This is a genomic window from Streptomyces sp. NPDC031365 (assembly GCF_055569765.1).
Window position 1 is genome coordinate 202717 of the sequence record NZ_JBVIIM010000010.1, and the last position, 16810, is coordinate 219526.

At 72.3% G+C, this 16810-nt stretch carries 15 protein-coding genes; 4 read left to right on the forward strand and 11 right to left on the reverse strand.

Annotation, left to right across the window (positions count from 1 at the left end; genetic code table 11):
* The first annotated feature begins 85 nt into the window (after positions 1 to 85).
* The gene (locus ACZ5C2_RS17675) at positions 86 to 1960 is read left to right on the forward strand and encodes an NAD-binding protein (RefSeq protein ID WP_468791559.1); all 1875 of its coding nucleotides are present in this window, start codon (positions 86 to 88) and stop codon (positions 1958 to 1960) included.
* A 177-nt stretch (positions 1961 to 2137) separates the two neighbouring features.
* Here ACZ5C2_RS17675 and ACZ5C2_RS17680 read toward each other — a convergent pair whose 3' ends face one another.
* Positions 2138 to 3985: a S9 family peptidase gene (locus ACZ5C2_RS17680; RefSeq protein ID WP_468791384.1), complete on the reverse strand. Its 1848-nt coding sequence runs from the start codon at positions 3983 to 3985 to the stop codon at positions 2138 to 2140.
* 171 nt (positions 3986 to 4156) lie between these two features.
* On the opposite strand from ACZ5C2_RS17680, the gene ACZ5C2_RS17685 reads away from it, so the two are divergent.
* Together ACZ5C2_RS17685 and ACZ5C2_RS17690 are read left to right on the forward strand one after the other, a co-directional pair.
* Positions 4157 to 4531 (forward strand): nuclear transport factor 2 family protein, encoded by a 375-nt coding sequence (locus ACZ5C2_RS17685; protein WP_468791387.1) that lies wholly within the window; start codon positions 4157 to 4159, stop codon positions 4529 to 4531.
* A 76-nt stretch (positions 4532 to 4607) separates the two neighbouring features.
* A complete protein-coding gene (locus ACZ5C2_RS17690; RefSeq protein ID WP_468791390.1) occupies positions 4608 to 5438 on the forward strand; it encodes an SURF1 family protein in 831 nt (276 codons plus the stop codon).
* Here the strand turns inward: ACZ5C2_RS17690 and ACZ5C2_RS17695 are convergent.
* From ACZ5C2_RS17695 to ACZ5C2_RS17725, 7 genes are all read right to left on the reverse strand, one after another.
* Positions 5405 to 6790, reverse strand: coding sequence for a hypothetical protein (locus ACZ5C2_RS17695; RefSeq protein WP_468791393.1), 1386 nt, complete (start codon positions 6788 to 6790; stop codon positions 5405 to 5407). The genes ACZ5C2_RS17690 and ACZ5C2_RS17695 overlap by 34 nt on opposite strands.
* The gene (locus ACZ5C2_RS17700) at positions 6787 to 7362 is read right to left on the reverse strand and encodes a SigE family RNA polymerase sigma factor (protein ID WP_468791562.1); all 576 of its coding nucleotides are present in this window, start codon (positions 7360 to 7362) and stop codon (positions 6787 to 6789) included. The genes ACZ5C2_RS17695 and ACZ5C2_RS17700 overlap by 4 nt, the downstream gene beginning before the upstream one ends.
* Positions 7363 to 7856: 494 nt before the next feature.
* A complete protein-coding gene (locus tag ACZ5C2_RS17705) occupies positions 7857 to 8930 on the reverse strand; it encodes an aspartate-semialdehyde dehydrogenase (RefSeq protein WP_468791396.1) in 1074 nt (357 codons plus the stop codon).
* Positions 8930 to 10222, reverse strand: coding sequence for an aspartate kinase (locus ACZ5C2_RS17710; protein WP_468791399.1), 1293 nt, complete (start codon positions 10220 to 10222; stop codon positions 8930 to 8932). Before ACZ5C2_RS17710 ends, ACZ5C2_RS17705 begins: the two co-directional genes overlap by 1 nt.
* Before the next feature lie 509 nt (positions 10223 to 10731).
* The gene (locus ACZ5C2_RS17715; RefSeq protein WP_468791402.1) at positions 10732 to 11391 is read right to left on the reverse strand and encodes a DUF5063 domain-containing protein; all 660 of its coding nucleotides are present in this window, start codon (positions 11389 to 11391) and stop codon (positions 10732 to 10734) included.
* Positions 11384 to 11983, reverse strand: a complete 600-nt coding sequence (recR, locus tag ACZ5C2_RS17720) for a recombination mediator RecR (RefSeq protein WP_468791405.1) — start codon at positions 11981 to 11983, stop codon at positions 11384 to 11386. Before recR ends, ACZ5C2_RS17715 begins: the two co-directional genes overlap by 8 nt.
* Before the next feature lie 85 nt (positions 11984 to 12068).
* Positions 12069 to 12410, reverse strand: coding sequence for a YbaB/EbfC family nucleoid-associated protein (locus ACZ5C2_RS17725; protein ID WP_468791408.1), 342 nt, complete (start codon positions 12408 to 12410; stop codon positions 12069 to 12071).
* Between the two features lie 345 nt (positions 12411 to 12755).
* On the opposite strand from ACZ5C2_RS17725, the gene ACZ5C2_RS17730 reads away from it, so the two are divergent.
* Positions 12756 to 13502 carry an SLATT domain-containing protein gene (locus ACZ5C2_RS17730; RefSeq protein ID WP_468791411.1) on the forward strand — a complete coding sequence of 249 codons (747 nt, stop codon included), beginning with the start codon at positions 12756 to 12758 and terminating at the stop codon, positions 13500 to 13502.
* A 257-nt stretch (positions 13503 to 13759) separates the two neighbouring features.
* Here the strand turns inward: ACZ5C2_RS17730 and ACZ5C2_RS17735 are convergent, their stop codons facing one another.
* The 3 genes from ACZ5C2_RS17735 to ACZ5C2_RS17745 all read right to left on the reverse strand — a co-directional run bounded on the left by ACZ5C2_RS17735 (position 13760) and on the right by ACZ5C2_RS17745 (position 16793).
* Positions 13760 to 15643: a serine/threonine-protein kinase gene (locus tag ACZ5C2_RS17735; protein WP_468791414.1), complete on the reverse strand. Its 1884-nt coding sequence runs from the start codon at positions 15641 to 15643 to the stop codon at positions 13760 to 13762.
* A 77-nt stretch (positions 15644 to 15720) separates the two neighbouring features.
* On the reverse strand, positions 15721 to 16191 hold the full coding sequence (locus ACZ5C2_RS17740; RefSeq protein ID WP_468791417.1) for a MarR family winged helix-turn-helix transcriptional regulator: 471 nt from the start codon (positions 16189 to 16191) through the stop codon (positions 15721 to 15723).
* A complete protein-coding gene (locus tag ACZ5C2_RS17745) occupies positions 16188 to 16793 on the reverse strand; it encodes a type 1 glutamine amidotransferase family protein (protein WP_468791420.1) in 606 nt (201 codons plus the stop codon). The genes ACZ5C2_RS17740 and ACZ5C2_RS17745 overlap by 4 nt, the downstream gene beginning before the upstream one ends.
* Positions 16794 to 16810 lie beyond the last annotated feature (17 nt).

Below are 16810 nucleotides of genomic sequence, written 5' to 3' on the forward strand. Positions count from 1 at the left end.
AACCACCCGGCGTGATGAGGCAGTCTCTTCGACCGTGGTGAGTCTCCTTCCGAACCCCGCCCCGCCGAGCGACCCGTCCGCGCACATGGTGGTGTGCGGCGACGACGGGCTCGCGCACCGGCTCGCCGCCGAACTCCGCGGTGTGTACCGCGAACAGGTGACCCTCGTCGTGCCGCCGGCCGCCCGCGGCGTACGACAGCCGATGGCAGGGCGGGCCCGTGCGGCCTCCGCGGCCCTGCTCGACCGGGTCGTAACCGCGGTCAACCGGGGCAACGGCGGGTCCGACGACACCCTGGTGCCCGGCGAACGGGTGGTGGAGGCCGCCGAGCCGGCCGAGGCCGTGCTCGCCGAGGCGGGCGTGGAGCGGGCCGCCGCGCTGGCGCTGGTGTACGACGACGACGAGACCAACATCCGGGCCGCGCTGACCGCCCGTCGGCTCAACCCGCGGCTGCGGCTCGTGCTGCGGCTCTACAACCGGCGACTCGGGCAGCACATCGAGGAACTCCTCGATCAGGCCGCCGCTTTGGCGGGCGGAACGGCTCCGGGGCGCGCGAGCGCGGGGGCCGACAACGCCACGACGGTGCTGTCCGACGCCGACACGGCCGCGCCCGCGCTGGTCGCCACCGCGCTCGTCGGCACGAACAAGGTCGTCGACGCGGAGGGGTTGCTGCTGCGGGCCGTGGAACGCCGGCCCCCGGGGCCGGGGGAGGTGGCCGACCCGGGCCTGTGCACACTGGCGTTGCTGTCCGCCACGAGCAACGACCCGGCCGGGGAAGAGGGTTCGGAGGACAGCGGCGAGCAGGGGCCGCGACTGCTGCCCGACGCGGCGGCGGTGGCGGCGGCCACCGGACGGGGCACCGTGGTGCTGGAGCAGTTGTCCTACTCCGGACCGCCGTTGCCGGTGCGGCGGGGCGGTCCGCCGTTCGCCTCACTGTTCTCGCGGCGGTTGCGGTGGTCGCTCACGGGGCTGGCGGCGGCGGTGATCGCGCTCGCCGTGGCACTGACGGTGGTGACGCAGGACAATCCGCTGCACGCCACCTACGTCACACTGCTCGACCTCTTCGCGATCAACGAGCCCGCCCATCACGAGTCGACCGGGCGGCAGGTGCTGCAACTGCTCTCCATGCTGGTCGGACTGCTGCTGCTGCCGGTGCTGCTGGCGGCGGTGCTGGAGGCGCTGGGGACGTTCCGTACGGCGTCGACCCTGCGGAAACCGCCGCGCGGGCTGAGCGGGCATGTGGTGCTGCTCGGACTGGGCAAGATCGGCACACGGGTGCTGACGCGGCTGCGGGAACTGCACATCCCGGTGGTGTGCGTCGAGGCGGATCCGGAAGCGCGCGGGATGGCGGTCGCGCGGCGGTTGCGGGTGCCGGTGGTGGTCGGGGACGTCACGCAGGAGGGCGTACTGGAGTCCGCGAAGATCCATCGCGCGGATGCGCTGCTCGCGCTGACCAGCGAGGACAGCACCAATCTCGAAGCGGTGCTGTACGCGCGGTCCGTACGGCCGGATCTGCGGGCCGTGCTGCGGCTGTACGACGACGACTTCGCGAAGGCGGTGTACCGGACGCTGCGGACGGCGCACCCGGGTGCGCTGACGCGGAGCCGCAGTGTGACGCATCTGGCGGCGCCGGCGTTCGCCGGGGCGATGATGGGGCGGCAGATTCTGGGGGCGATTCCGGTGGAGCGGCGGGTGCTGCTGTTCGCTGCGGTGATCGTGGACGGGCATCCGCAGTTGGAGGGGCGGACGGTGGCGGAGGCGTTTCGGGCGGGGGCGTGGCGGGTGCTGGCACTGGATACGGCGGTGCGGGGGGATGGGGGCCTCGCAGAGGCGCCGGGGGCGGGGCTGGTGTGGGATCTGCCGGACACGTATGTGCTGCGGGCGGGGGACCGGGTGGTGCTGGCCGCTACTCGGCGGGGGCTGGCGGAGGTGCTGGGGCGGCGGGCGCGGAGCGGTGCGTAGCGGGTGCCGGTCACTTGACCGGTGATTCTGCGGGCGCCCGGCGTGGGGCTGGGGCGGGGGTGGGTTCACTCACCCCCGCTTGCGGGGTGCCGGTGCGCCCAGCCGTGCCGCCCTGGGGGTACCTCCCAGGTCATTGAGGCACTGGGAGAGGCACGACTGCCGCAGCTGGGTGCGGGGTTACGCGGGGAGGTGTCTCGTGGCGAAGTCGAGTTCCAGGTGGATCTGTTTGATGCGTTCGTCGACGACCAGGGAACCGTGGCCCGCGTCGTAGCGGTAGACCTCGTGGACGGCGTTGCGGGACTCGAGGCGTTTGACGTAGTTCTCGATCTGCCGGATGGGGCAGCGGGGGTCGTTGACGCCGGCCGAGATGTAGACCGGGGCCTTGACCTGGTCGACGTAGGTGAGGGGGGACGACGCCTCGAAGCGGTCGGGGACCTCTTCCGGCGTGCCGCCGAGCAGCGTGCGGTCCATCGCCTTCAGCGCTTCCATCTCGTCGTGGTACGCCGTGACGTAGTCGGCGACCGGAACCGCCGCGATGCCCATCGCCCACGCGTCGGGCTGCGTGCCCAGGCCGAGCAGGGTGAGGTAGCCGCCCCAGGAGCCACCGGTGAGGATCAGCCGAGCGGGGTCCGCCAGGCCGGAGGAGATCGCCCACTCCCGCACCGCGGCGATGTCCTCCAGCTCGATCAGGCCCACCCTGTGCTTGAGGGCGTCGGTCCAGGCGCGGCCGTACCCCGTGGAGCCCCGGTAGTTGACGCGGACCACCGCGTAGCCGTGGTCGACCCAGGCCGCCGGGCCCGCCGCGAAGGAGTCGCTGTCGTGCCAGGTGGGGCCGCCGTGGATGTCGAAGACGGTGGGGAGCGGGCCGGTCGCGCCGGACGGCTTCTGCACCAGTGCGTGGATACGGCCGCCGGGCCCCTCCACCCACACGTCCTCCACGGGCACCGAGCCCGGCGACTTCATCCCGGGCGGGTCGAGGACCACTCCCCCCGCCGTGGAACGCACCGCCGGCGGCTGCGCCGCCGACGACCACAGGTACTCCACACTGCCGTCGGGGCGGACCGTCGCACCCGAGACCGCACCGCGCGGGGTGGGGATCTCCACCAGCCGGCGCTCGGTCAGGTCGTAACGGAACAGCTGGCCGCGGGCCTCGAACCCGTGTGCGATGAGCAGCCCCGTGCCGTCCGGGTACCACTCCGCGCTGACGTCGCCGGGCAGCTCCAGCTCCAGGTCCGTCTCCCGGCCCGTCGCCACGTCCCACACCAGGGGCTCCCAGCGTCCGCGCCGCTGATGGCCGATCAGCAGCCGGGTGTCGCCCTCGACCGGCGCGAAACCCAGCACCTCCAGGCCCAGCTCCTTCGTGCCGCCCGCGGTGTCGTCGAGTTCGGCGACCGTCGTCCCGTCGGGGCGCATCACGCGCAGTGCGGAGTGCATGGCGTCACCATGCTCGGTGTGCTCCACGGCGATCAGCGAACCGTCGTAGGAGAGGTCGCCGACGCCTGCCGACTCGCGGTGCCGGTACAGCTCCACCGGCGCCTCGCCGGTGCGGGCCAGGTGAATCGTCGTGCCGTCCTCGTCCGTGGAACGGCCCACGACCGCCGTACGGCCGTCCCTGCCCAGCGCGAGACCGGCGGGGTACGACGGGTCCAGGCCCGGGGCCGCGAGCTCGTCCTCGCCGCCGCTGAACCGCTGCCTGCGCCAGACACCGAACTCGTCGCCGTCCTTGTCGTCGAACCACCAGATCCACTCGCCGTCCGGCGAGAGCACGCCGTCCGTCGTGCCGTTGGGCCGGTGCGTCACCTGACGCTGTTCATCCGTCGACCGGTCCCACGCGTACAGCTCGTACGTCCCCGTCGCGTTCGACACGAACAGGGAGCGCTCCGGCGCGTCCTCGGCCCAGTCGGGCAGGGACACCCTGGGCGCCCGGAAGCGCTTCTCCCAGTCGGGCATGCCCGCGCCCTGTTCCACTCGCTCGTTCTGGTGGTCCGCCCGGCCCGGCGCGTCGGACCCGTTGCTCTCAGTCATGACCCCATACTGCCCGTCCGGCGGGCATTCCATCGACACAGTCTCCAGCCCTGTGGACAACCTCCACCGGATCTGTCACCGTCCCGGCACACACCGCCTCCCTTCGCAGGTCGGGGCCGATGAACCCGGCCGCCCGGAGTGATTGTCAGTGGCGGGGTGCACACTGCGCCCATGACCGATCTGCGAAAGAACGTCGAGCGCTTCTGGACCGCCGCCGAGGCCCGGGACTGGGCCACGTTCGCCGACACGCTGACCGAGGACGTCGTCTACACCTTGCCGCAGACCGGGGAGCGGATCAGCGGCCGGGAGCGGTACGTCCGGTTCAACCGCGAGTACCCGGGCGACTGGCATGTGCGGACCGAGCGTGTCGTCGCCGGGCCGGGCCAGGTGGTCACCTGGGTCCGGTGCGCGGTCGGCGCGGAGGAGGCGCATGCCGTCTCCTTCTTCACGGAGGACGCCTCCGGGCGGATAGCCACGATCACCGACTTCTGGCCCGAGCCGTACGAGCCGCCGGCGGGCCGCGAACATCTGGTCGAGCGGTCGTAGCGGCGGCGCGGGCGTCCACGCGCAGGGGCCGACCCCGCGGGCGGGCAACGGTCCGCGGACCCGTACCGTTGAGGGCGTGTACCGGTTTCTGCTGACGCCCCGCTGGTGGGGGATCAACGTCTTCCTGCTGCTGTCCATCCCCTTCTGCATCTTCATGGGGTCCTGGCAGCTGGGCCGGTTCGAGGACAGGGTGGACAGCCACCGCGACGCCGAGGAGCGGGTCGTCTCGGACCAGCGGGACGAGGCCGGGCCGCTGGACGGCCTGCTGCCCGTGACCAAGGCCACCTCCGGCAAGCAGACCACCGCGAGCGGCCGGTACGACACCCAGCTGCTCGTCCCCGACCGGGCGCTGGACGGCAGGGACGGTTACTACGTCCTGACCCTGCTGCGCACCGACACCGGCCGCGCGCTGCCCGTCGTACGGGGCTGGCTGCCCGGTGCCCCCGACCCGGCGAAGGTGCCCGCGGCGCCCACCGGCCGGGTGACCGTCACCGGTGCGCTCCAGGCTTCCGAGACTCCGGGGAGCAACGGCGTCAGTGCCCGCGGCGGTCTGCCCCAGGGCCAGACGGCCGCGATCAGCTCGGCCTCGCTGGTGAACCTGGTGCCGTACGACGTGTACGACGCCTGGGTCACGCTCAACCGCGGGGACTCGGGGATGCGAGCGGTACCGGCGTCCGCGCCGGACGGCACCGGCCTGGACCTGAAGGCGTTCCAGAACCTGGGCTACACCGCCGAGTGGTTCGCCTTCGTGGGGTTCGTCATCTTCATGTGGTTCCGTCTGCTGCGCCGCGAGGTGGAGCTCGCCCGCGACGCGGAACTGGGCCTGGCCGCGGAAGAGGATGAGGCCGGGGACACCGGCGACGACATCCCCCGTCAGCCGACGGGCGTCAGCAGCCCCGTCCAGTAGACCGTTCCCGCGCAGGCGTTGTCCACCGTCGCGGTGGCCGAGCCCGATCCGGTCGACGCCGTGTACGTCACCGCCACGCTGCCGTCGGCCCCGCCGTCCTCCTGGACCAGCTGGGTGTCCATGCCGGTGTCGGTGCCCGCGGACGCGCCGCTCGTCGTCGGCGGCGGGGTGCTGGGTGACGGGTCGGACGAGGGTCCGCCGGTGCCACCGCCCGTGGGGTCACCCGGGGTGGGGCACGTCTCGGAGGGCACCCAGGCGAACCGCACCTCGTAGGCCGCCCCCGGCCCGAGCACCGGCTGCGCCTCCTCCTGGGAGGGGTCGGGCAGACCGGCCGCCGCGTCCCCCGCCACATGCCGCGCCGCGCCCACCTTGGCGGTGGAGGCCGCACCCTGCGGAGTCACGCTCACGCCGCCGACCCCGTCTACCGTGCAGGCGGCGGTGGAGACGTTGGCGACCCGGAAGGAACCGTAGACGGCGCCCGTCGAGTCGGGAGCGGCACTGCTCGCGATCGCCGGGCCGAGCTGGGCGGCGGTGCAGGCGGGCGCGGCCGCGGGGGCACCCGCCGAGGGTTCGGCACCCTCGGTCGCACCCGTACCGGAGCCGGTGCTCGTGCCGCTCTCGTCCTCGTCCTTCTTGTCGCCCTTGGCGCCGCCGTCCACCTGGTCCGAGGAGCCGCCGGCGGTGCTCTCGCCGCCCTCCGGTTCCTCGCCCTGGCCGGTGCCGCCCTGCGCCTGCGAGGCGTGACCGACGGCGGACGGGTTGGCGTCGGAGCCGGAGGTGCTGGAGACGTGCACGAGGGCGGGGACGCCCGTGCCGAGGAAGAGCGCCGCGGCGGCCATGCCGACGACGGCCTGACGCTTGCGTGCCCGGCGGGCGGGGACGGCCCGGCGCAGGTGGTCCAGGGTGCCGTCGCCCGGCTCCACGTCGCGCACCGCCCGGTGCAGCAGGGTGCGCAGTTCCAGCTCGTCCGAGTCGAGCCCTTCGGGGCCTCGGTCGTCCAGGCCGTGGTTCACAGTTCCGTTCCCAGCGTGCGTGTGCTTCGGCTCTTGTTCCTGCGGCGCCACCAGCCCACGCAGCCGCGCAGGCCCGGCCTCGGTCCCCCGCCCGGCGTCGGACTCCCGAACGGCATCGGACCCCCTGGCGCCGTCGGACCCCCTGGCGCCGTCGGGCTCCCGTCCGGCGTCGTGCTCCCGTCCGGCGTCGGGCTCCCGTCCGGCGTCAGATTCCCGGGCGGCCTCGGACCTCCCGGCGCCGTCGGGCTCCCGAACGCCTTCGGGCTTCTGCCCGGTGCCGGGCGCACGGGAGCCCTCCGGCTCGCGCTCCTGGCGCCGCGCGTCCTCGCTGTCCGTCATGCCGACGCTCCCATGGCCAGACGCAGCGCCGCGATGCCGCGCGAGCCGTACGCCTTCACCGAGCCCAGCGAGATGCCGAGCGTCTCGGCGACCTGCGCCTCGGTCATGTCCGCGAAGTAGCGCAGCACCAGGACCTCGCGCTGGCGGCGCTGGAGGTTCTTCATCGCCCTGATGAGGGAGTCGCGCTCCAACTGGTCGTAGGCACCCTCCTCCGCGCTCGCCATGTCGGGCATGGGCTTGGAGAGCAGCTTGAGACCGAGGATGCGGCGGCGCAGAGCGGAGCGGGACAGGTTGACGACCGTCTGGCGGAGATAGGCCAGGGTCTTCTCCGGGTCCCGGACGCGCTTGCGGGCTGAGTGCACGCGGATGAACGCCTCCTGGACGACGTCCTCGCACGAGGCGGTGTCGTCGAGGAGCAGCGCCGCGAGACCCAGCAGCGAGCGGTAGTGCGCGCGGTAGGTCTCGGTGAGATGGTCGACGGTGGTGCCGGCCGCGACGGCGTCGTCCGCGCCGTCACGCTGACCTGGTATGCGGGCGGGACGCGCTGCGGGCATGGGCGCGATCACCGGCATGCCGCCGCCGGACACACCGGACGAGCGGGGTCGGAGGGCCTGGCGCGGCGGCCGGAAGGCCGTGCCACGCGGCGCTGTGAAGTCGAGTACCTCAGCCACGCCAGTTGGACGCGCTTCCCCCCGTAAGGGTTGTACGTACTGGGCGTCACTTTTGCGGCTGCCGGTACCAACGGCCGCCCGTCCCCGTCAGGCAGCACCACCGACAGCACGTCAAAAGCCCTCATGCGTCCCGCTCTTCCCCTGTGTTCCATATGAACGGGCGTCCCCACGCCCGGTTCCAGACGTCCCCACGTCTGAAAGGCAGCGTCCCCGCGCCCCGGAAAGGGTGACGACAAAGACGCTCCCCGCCCTCCGCTTGGTTGCGGAAGGCGGGGAGAAAATTTTCGTGCAATCCTCGGTCGCCGGACGTGCAGGTTTCAAGTGGTCCAGACCGAGAATCCGACTCACTAGACTTACACAGATCCTACAAACGAATCCCCTGTGATCCAGGGCTTTTACTGTTCAACCAGTATGAGTTCGGCGATCTGCGCGGTGTTGAGCGCCGCTCCCTTGCGCAGGTTGTCCCCGCACACGAACAGCTCCAGCGCCGTGGGGTCGTCGAGGGCCCGTCGTACCCGCCCGACCCACGTCGGGTCCGTGCCCACGACATCGGCGGGGGTGGGGAACTCCCCCGCGGCCGGGTTGTCGAACAGGACGACGCCGGGGGCGGTGGCGAGGATCTCGCGCGCCTTGTCGACGGTGACCGCGCCCTCGAAACGGGCGTGCACGGTGAGGGAATGCGTGGTGACCACGGGGACGCGTACGCACGTGACCGCCACGGGGAGCGTGGGCAGTCCGAGGATCTTGCGGGACTCGTCCCGGACCTTCATCTCCTCCGAGGACCAGCCGTCCTCGCGCAGCGACCCGGCCCACGGGACGACGTTCAGCGCGACCGGCTCGGGGAACGGCCCGGTGTTGTCCCCCACGGCCCGGCGCACGTCACCGGGGCCGGTGCCCAGCTCCGTACCGGCGACCAGGGAGATCTGCTCGCGCAGCGTCCGCACGCCCGCGTGTCCGGCGCCGCTGACCGCCTGGTACGAGGAGACGACGAGCTCGCGCAGGCCGAACTCGGCGTGCAGCGCGCCCAGCGCGACGATCATCGACAGGGTGGTGCAGTTCGGGTTCGCGACGATGCCGCGCGGGCGCCTGCGTACGGCGTGCGGATTGATCTCGGGCACGACGAGCGGCACGTCCGGGTCCATACGGAACGCGCCGGAGTTGTCGACGACCACCGCGCCCCGCGCGGCGGCGAGGGGCGCCCATCGCTCGGCGACCTCGTCGGGGACGTCGAACATCGCGACGTCGACCCCGTCGAAGGCCTCCTCGGTGAGCGCGACGACCTCGACCTCTTCACCGCGCACGGCCAGCTTGCGGCCGGCCGAGCGCGGGGAGGCGATGAGCCGGATCTCGCCCCAGACGTCCGCACGCTGGGACAGGATCTGGAGCATGACCGTGCCGACGGCACCGGTCGCTCCCACGACCGCGAGCGTCGGCCGCCCGGAACGTCCGGGTCCCGCTGTCCCGGCCATCAGCGGCCGGTGCCTCCGTAGACCACGGCCTCGTCGCTGTCGGAGTCCAGCCCGAAGGCGGAGTGCACGGCGCGGACGGCCTCCTCCACGTCGTCCTTGCGGGTGACGACCGAGATACGGATCTCGGAGGTCGAGATCAGCTCGATGTTCACGCCGGCGTCGCTGAGCGCCGTGAAGAAGTCGGCCGTAACACCCGGGTTGGTCTTCATACCCGCGCCGACCAGGGAGATCTTGCCGATCTGGTCGTCGTAGCGCAGGGAGTCGAAGCCGATGGCGCCCTTGTTCTTCTCGAGCGCGTCGATGGCCTTGCGGCCCTCGGTCTTGGGAAGGGTGAAGGAGATGTCCGTCAGGCCCGTGGAGGCGGCGGACACGTTCTGCACGACCATGTCGATGTTGATCTCGGCGTCGGCGATCGTGCGGAAGATCGAAGCCGCCTCGCCGGGCTTGTCCGGCACACCGACGACCGTGACCTTGGCCTCGGAGGTGTCGTGCGCGACACCGGAGATGAGAGCCTGCTCCACCTGCTTTTCCCCTTGCTGCTGTGTCTTTCGAGCGACTGGCTCGCTGCTGACCCACGTGCCCTGCAGTCCGCTGAAGGACGAGCGGACGTGGATCGGGATGTTGTACCGGCGGGCGTACTCCACACAGCGGTGGAGTAGCACCTTGGACCCGGAGGCCGCGAGCTCGAGCATGTCCTCGAACGCGATCCAGTCGATCTTCCGGGCCTTCGTCACCACGCGGGGGTCGGCGGTGAACACACCGTCGACGTCCGTGTAGATCTCGCACACCTCGGCGTCGAGCGCGGCGGCGAGCGCGACGGCGGTGGTGTCGGAACCGCCGCGGCCGAGCGTGGTGATGTCCTTGGAGTCCTGGCTGACGCCCTGGAAGCCGGCCACGATGGCGATGTTGCCCCCGTCGACCGAGGCCTTGATCCGACCCGGCGTGACATCGATGATGCGGGCTTTGTTGTGGACGGAGTCGGTGATGACACCTGCCTGGCTGCCGGTGAAGCTCTGGGCGTTGTGGCCCAGGTTTTTGATCGCCATGGCCAGCAGGGCCATGGAGATCCGCTCTCCGGCGGTCAGCAGCATGTCGAGCTCGCGCCCGGCAGGGATCGGGGAAACCTGCTCTGCGAGATCGATCAGCTCGTCCGTCGTGTCGCCCATCGCGGAAACCACGGCGACCACCTGGTGGCCGTTCTTCTTGGCTTCCACGATCCTCTTGGCGACGCGCTTGATGCCTTCGGCATCGGCTACGGAGGAGCCTCCGTACTTCTGCACGACAAGGCCCACGTGCGCTCCTCGCTCAGTCCGTCGTTTTCCACAGTCCGCACACATGGGTGTGCGCCGCGGTCGGTTTCAGTCTATCGAGCGTCCGAAAAACCCCTCTGCGATATCGCATGATGAGACTCCCCGGCGCTCTCGCAGGGGGGCTCATGCCCATCCCGGCGCGGACCACTCGGAAAAGTGCCCCGCGTCACACACGCGCCCAGTCGACGAGGTCCTTGCGGGGCTCGGTGCCGAGGGCCGTGTTCACGGGGCGGGGAACGTCACGGCGGCACCGAACGGCGGCTTTCCCCGGGGGCGGCACCGTCGGTCCCGGCCCGGCTCGACGCCCACCGCGCCGTACACGTACGCGGCGACGCCGGGTGCGGCGCTGGGTGTCGGCGCTGGTGTCGGCGCTGGGTGTCGGCGCTGGGTGTCGGTGCTGGGTGTCGGTGCTGGGTGTCGGTGCTGGGTGTCGGTGCCGCATGATCGGCCCATGACGGAACCGTGACCGTCGACCTGCTTCACGTTTTTGATCACGTGACCGGGCGCACGCCCAGCGGGACCCCGATTTCCTCGGCCATGACCTTGCCCGCCTCGAACTCCAGGGTGTCGTCGCCCACGCCCTGGTCGGTGTCGAGACCGTCGAGTGCGGCGAGGGGCTGGTTCAGGCGGACGTGCGCCACGACGGACTGGAGGGCGCGCAACGCCGCGGACGCCGTGGAGCCCCAGTTGGAGAAGTAGGAGAACTGCCACCACCACAGGGCCTCCGACGTGCGGCCTGCGCGGTAGTGGGCCATGCCGTGGCGGAGGTCGGTGATGACGTCGGTGAGGTCGTCGGAGATGCGGGCCGGGACGGGCGCCTTGCGGGGCTCGTACGGGTCGAAGACCTCGGAGTAGACGTCGATCGGTTCGAGCAGGCGGGCGAGGTTCTCCCGGAGCATGTCCACGTCGGGCTCGGGCCCCGGGTCGGGCTCGTAGCGCTCGTCGGGGACGATGTCCTCGTGGGCGCCGAGACGGCCACCGGCCAGGAGGAGTTGGGAGACCTCCAGGAGAAGGAAGGGGACCGCCGAGTCCGGCTCGTCGCCCTTCGCGACCTCGGTGACCGCGACCAGGAAGCTCTCGATCTGATCCGCGATCTGGACCGCGAAGTCGTCCGGGTTCTGGTCGGTCGCGTGCAGCGTGGCATCAGACATCTAGAAGTCGTCTCCCCTCGAAGGCGCGACCGAGGGTCACCTCGTCCGCGTACTCCAGGTCGCCGCCCACCGGGAGGCCGCTGGCCAGGCGGGTGACCTTCAGGCCCATGGGCTTGATCATGCGGGCGAGGTACGTCGCCGTCGCCTCGCCCTCGAGATTCGGATCCGTGGCCAGGATCAGCTCCGTGACCGTGCCGTCGGCGAGACGGGCCAGGAGCTCCCGTATCCGCAGGTCGTCGGGGCCCACCCCGTCGATCGGGCTGATCGCGCCGCCCAGCACGTGGTAGCGGCCCCGGAACTCACGGGTGCGCTCGATGGCCACGACGTCCTTGGGCTCCTCCACGACACAGATCACCGCGGGGTCGCGGCGGGCGTCGCGGCAGATGTTGCACTGCTCCTCCTGCGCGATGTTCCCGCAGGTCACGCAGAAGCGGACCTTCGCCTTGACCTCCATCAGCGCATGCGCGAGGCGCCGCACGTCCGTCGGTTCCGCCTGCAGGATGTGGAAGGCGATCCGCTGCGCGCTCTTGGGACCGACGCCGGGCAGCCGCCCCAGCTCGTCGATGAGGTCCTGGACCACGCCTTCGTACAACGGACTGCCGTCCTTCCTGGTGTTCCTTCAGTACGTACGGTAGAGGCCCGCGGGCCGTCTTAGAAAGGCCGGAAAGACCGGAAGGTCAGAAGGGGAGACCCGGGATGCCTCCGCCGCCCAGCCCCTGGGCGAGCGGACCGAGCTTCTGCTGCTGGAGGGCCTGGGCGTTCTCGTTGGCCGCCTGGACCGCCGCGACGATCAGGTCCGCGAGGGTCTCGGTGTCCTCCGGGTCCACCGCCTTCGGGTCGATCTTCAGCGCCCGCAGTTCGCCGGAGCCGGTGACGGTGGCCGCCACCAGACCGCCGCCCGCCTGGCCGTCCACCTCCGTGTGCGCCAGTTCCTCCTGCGCCTTGGCCAGATCCTGCTGCATCTTCTGGGCCTGCTGGAGCAGCTGCTGCATATTGGGCTGGCCACCACCGGGGATCACGATTCAGCTCTCCTTGGTCGGTTCATCGGTCCGTCGGTCCGTCGGTCCGCTTTTCACGGTTCACGGTTCACGGTTCTCACGGTATTGCCGTTCGGCACGAGCCTACGTGGTCGGGACAGCCGTCGCCCCAGCACTCTTTCGAGTGAGTCCCGGTAGAGGCCCTATACCTGATCACGGCCTCCTTCCGGGGGAAAGAGCGGCCGAACCCCCGACGCCGCCACCCATTGGGAGGTAGGAAGGGTCAGTCGCGGGAGCACACGGCGTCACACTCCATCTACGGAACGTAGGCGAGGCCGGTAGGGCTCAGCAGGGGTCGACGGGGTCGGTTCAGTAGGGAGATACCGGGTGGGTCAGCCGGAGATGCAGCCCGAGGGTCGGCCTCAGGACCGGCGGGACGAGGGGGCGGCCGGACCGCGGCCGGGTGATCCGGCCGGGCGGGAGTTCCCGCTCGGGAACTGGGGCGACCCGGCGGCACGGCTGGACGAGCTGTACCGGTGGGTGGAGCGCGGCGCGCTGGACACCGCAGCCTGGTATCTGGCGGACCGCGCGTGGAAGCGGCAGTGCGCGTGGGCGCTGCGGGCCGGTACGGCGGCGGGCGCGCTGACCGGGGCGGCCATGCCCCTGCTCGATCTGACCGGGGTGGCCGACGGGTCCGCGCCCTGGGGATATCTGGCACTGCTGCTCGCGGTGGCGTGTGTCGCCGGGGACCGGTTCTTCGGGATGACGTCCGGCTGGATGCGGGACGTGGCCACGGCGCAGGCCCTGCAGCGGCGGTTGCAGACGTTCCAGTTCGACTGGGCGTCGGAGTGCATCCGTGAGGTGCTGGGACCGGCGGAGGGCACGGCGAGCGAGGCGGCCGAGCGGTGTCTGACGGTGCTGCGGCGGTTCTCGGAGGACGTGACGGAGCTGGTGCGGGTCGAGACGGCCGACTGGATGGTGGAGTTCCGCAGCGGGGGCGCGCCACTGGGCGTGCAGACGGCGGTCGCGGGCGCCGGGCGTCCCGAGGGCACCCTCCCGCACGGCCGTTTCCCGTCGCCGCCGGGACCGGCCCGCCCGAACATGCCGAGGCAACGCCCACCCGAGCCGCGCTGAGCCCACCCACCCCGGCCCGACACCGCCACCCGGCCCGACACCGCTCGGCTTGGGCCCGTCCGACAGGGCGACCACCGGCGGTGATCCGTGCTCCCACTTCGTCCCCGCCGCCGCCAGCTCCCGGATGCCCGAGGTCGACCCGTGCGGGTCCACTTCAATGCGCGGGCCGTCCTGCGCGCAGTCCTCCTCGTACAGGTCGCAGCGCAGCTCGCCGAACGTTCCACCACGCGCTGTGAACGCGAACTCGACGCGGTCCGTCAGTCCCGGGTGTAGGTGAGCTGTTCGCCGCTGCCGGTGTTCACGCGCTGGAGGGAGCCGTCGGGGAGCAGGGTGACCCGGCTCGCGGCGCCCGGGGAGCAGGCACTGCGCGGGCCGACCGTGACGGAGGACGGGCCGAGGTCCAGCCGCCCGCCGGAACTGCCGGTGAGCCGGGCCTCGAAGACGCAGTGGTAGGTGCCGCTCCCGGCGGGCCCGTCGGCGACGAGGGACATCACCGTGTCGCCGACCTCGCCCTGCTGGACGGTGAGCCGGCGGCTGTGCTGCCCGCTCGCGCTGTCGATGGTGGCGGACCAGGTGCCCAGGAACTCCGCCGGGACCGTGCCGTCCGCCGGCGCGGAGGTGTCCGGCCCCTTCGTGCCGGGCGGCTGCTTGCCGTCCGGTGTGCCCGAGCCCGACGGCCGCGGCGCACTGCTCGGCGTGGACGTCGACGGACCGCCCCCGGAGCGGTCCCCGTCGGCGCCGCCGCTCATCATCGCGTACACGGTGCCGCCCGCGGCGAGGGCGACGACCAGCGCGATCACCACGAGCATCGCGGTGGAACGGCTGTCCCGGCGCGGCTCGGACGCCGGCCCGTAGGGCGGCGGGCCCTGCGCGTACGGCGGCGGCCCGTACGGCGGGGTCTGTCCTGCGCCGTAGCCGTTGTACGGGTAGCCGTACGCCGGGGGCTGCGGGTGCTGCTGTGCCTGGCCGTACGCGCCCGGCGCCGGGCCGGGGGGCGGGGTGGGGCCGTTCTGGCCGGCGACCAGGGTGGGGAGGTGGTTCACACCCGGCTGTCCCGGCGGGGACGGGGCGGGCGGGCCGGGAGGTGTCGTCGGAGGCGGCGGCGCGGCGGAGTCGTCGGCGGCTCGGGCGTGTTCGGGGGTGGCGGCGGGCGCGGGACCGGGGGCCGCGTCCGCGGCCGGGGCCGGTGAGGCCGCGGTCGGTGTGGGCTGCTGCGGCGCTTCCGGGTCCTCCGCGTCGAGCAGTCGCACCGCGTGGCGGCCGAGCTGGGCGACCAGGGCGCTGGGCAGCCAGGGGTCGCGGGAGCGGCCCCCGACGACGGTGTCCTCCGCGCCGGTGCGTTCCAGCACCTGGTCGAGCGTGGGCCGCGCGGCCGGTTCCTTGTGCAGACAGTCGCGTACGAGCTCGGCGAGCCCTTCGGGCACCCGCTCCAGGCCGGGTTCCTCCTGGGCGATGCGGAACATCAGGGCGTGCACACCGCTGTTGGCGGTACCGAAGGGGAGTTCGCCGGTCGCGGCGTAGGCGAGCACCGAGCCGAGGCAGAACACGTCGCAGGCGGGCGTGATGCGGTCGCCGCGCACCTGCTCGGGTGCCATGAAACCGGGTGAGCCGACGAGCGCTCCGGTGCGGGTGAGCCCGCCGTCGGTCACCGTCTCCAGCGCCCGCGCGATACCGAAGTCGATGACCCGCGGACCGTCGATGGTGACGAGCACGTTGGACGGCTTGAGGTCGCGGTGGACGATCCCGGCGGCGTGGATGTCCTTCAGCGCGTGCGCGAGACCGGCGGCGAGGATCCGTACCGACCGCTCGGGCAGCGCCCCATGATCGTGCCCTACCACCTGCTGGAGGCTGGGACCCGCGACGTATCCGGTGGCGACCCAGGGCACGGGCGCCTCGGTGTCCGCGTCCAGCACCGGCGCCGTCCAGTCGCCGCCGACCTGCCGCGCGGCCCGCACCTCCTGGCGGAAACGCGCCCGGAACTCCTCCTCCCGGGCCAGTTCCTCGCGGACCAGCTTCACGGCGACGGTGCGTCCCCGGTCGGAACGGGCGAGGTAGACCTGCCCCATTCCGCCGGCCCCGAGCCGCGCCAGCAGCCGGTACGCCCCGATGCTCCGCGGATCCCCGACCCCGAGCTCGTCCATCGCTGCGCCGCCTCCCCCTGCAGTGAGCAACAGATCGAGGATAGTGCCGGGCCGGTGCCGGGTGAGCTGGGCGTCGTCTACGGTTCCGTAACAGGCGGGCCGAGCCTGTCGAGCACCTCGGACAGCCGTTCCAGCGCCTGTATCGCCTGGGCCAGCTCCTCCTGCCCGTGTTCCTCCCCGTACGCCAGCGCCAGCCGCTCGGCGAAGGCCGCGTGGCCCGGGTCGATGCGGCGGACCGCGGCGCGGCCCTCGTCGGTCGGGGTGAGGAGCTTGGCGCGGCGGTGTGCGGGATTGGGCCTGTACTCGGCCAGTCCGCCGTCCACCAGCAGATCGGCGACGCGCTGCACGCTCTGCCGGGTGATGCCCATGGCCCTGGCGATCCCGGAGACCGGCAGCGGTTCGCCGAGGACCGCGCCGAGCACCTGCCACCGGGCGGCGGTGATCCCGGCGGGCCGGGCCAGCTCCTCGGCGACCGCGAGGAACTGGCCGTTGAGCCGGAAGGTGCCGAGCGCGCCCCGGCTGAGCAGGTCCTGGTGTTCCCGGCTCACCGGCTCAGCGCCTCCTCGTAAGCGGCGTACGCGGCCGGGTCCGAGTCGGTGAACAGCCGGTACCAGGCGTCGGTCACCTTCTCGTCGTAGGCGCCGAGCAGCCGGAAGATCTCGCGGGCGAAGGCGACGGGTTCGGTCGGTCCGGCGGTGACGAGGCCGCCGTCGGTGACCGCGTCGGCCTCGACGTACCGGCCGCCGCCCGCGTATCCGGTCATGGCGAGGTAGGGGGCGGCGCCACTGGTGTGCGCCCGGTCGTCGAGCAGGCCTTCCCGGGCGAGCCCGGCGGTGGCCCCGCAGATCGCGGCGACGGGCACACCGGCGTCGAGGAAGGCGCGGGCGGTGCGGGCGAAGGGGGCGAGCTCGTCGCCCTCGTCCCAGCGGGCGGCGCCGGGGAGGATCAGCAGCGAGCTGTCGTCGGGGTGCAGCTCGTCGAGCCCCAGGTCGGGCAGGACGCGGAGCCCGCCCATGCTGGTGACCGGCTCCCCGGCCGGGGTGACGGTGCGCACCTCGTAGCCGGCGAGCGCGAGATGCGCGGTGGCATGACCGGTCTCCCAGTCGGCGTAGGTGTCGTAGACGGCGAGGTGCACGGGCTTGCGGGTCATGACCGCTCCCTTGGGTG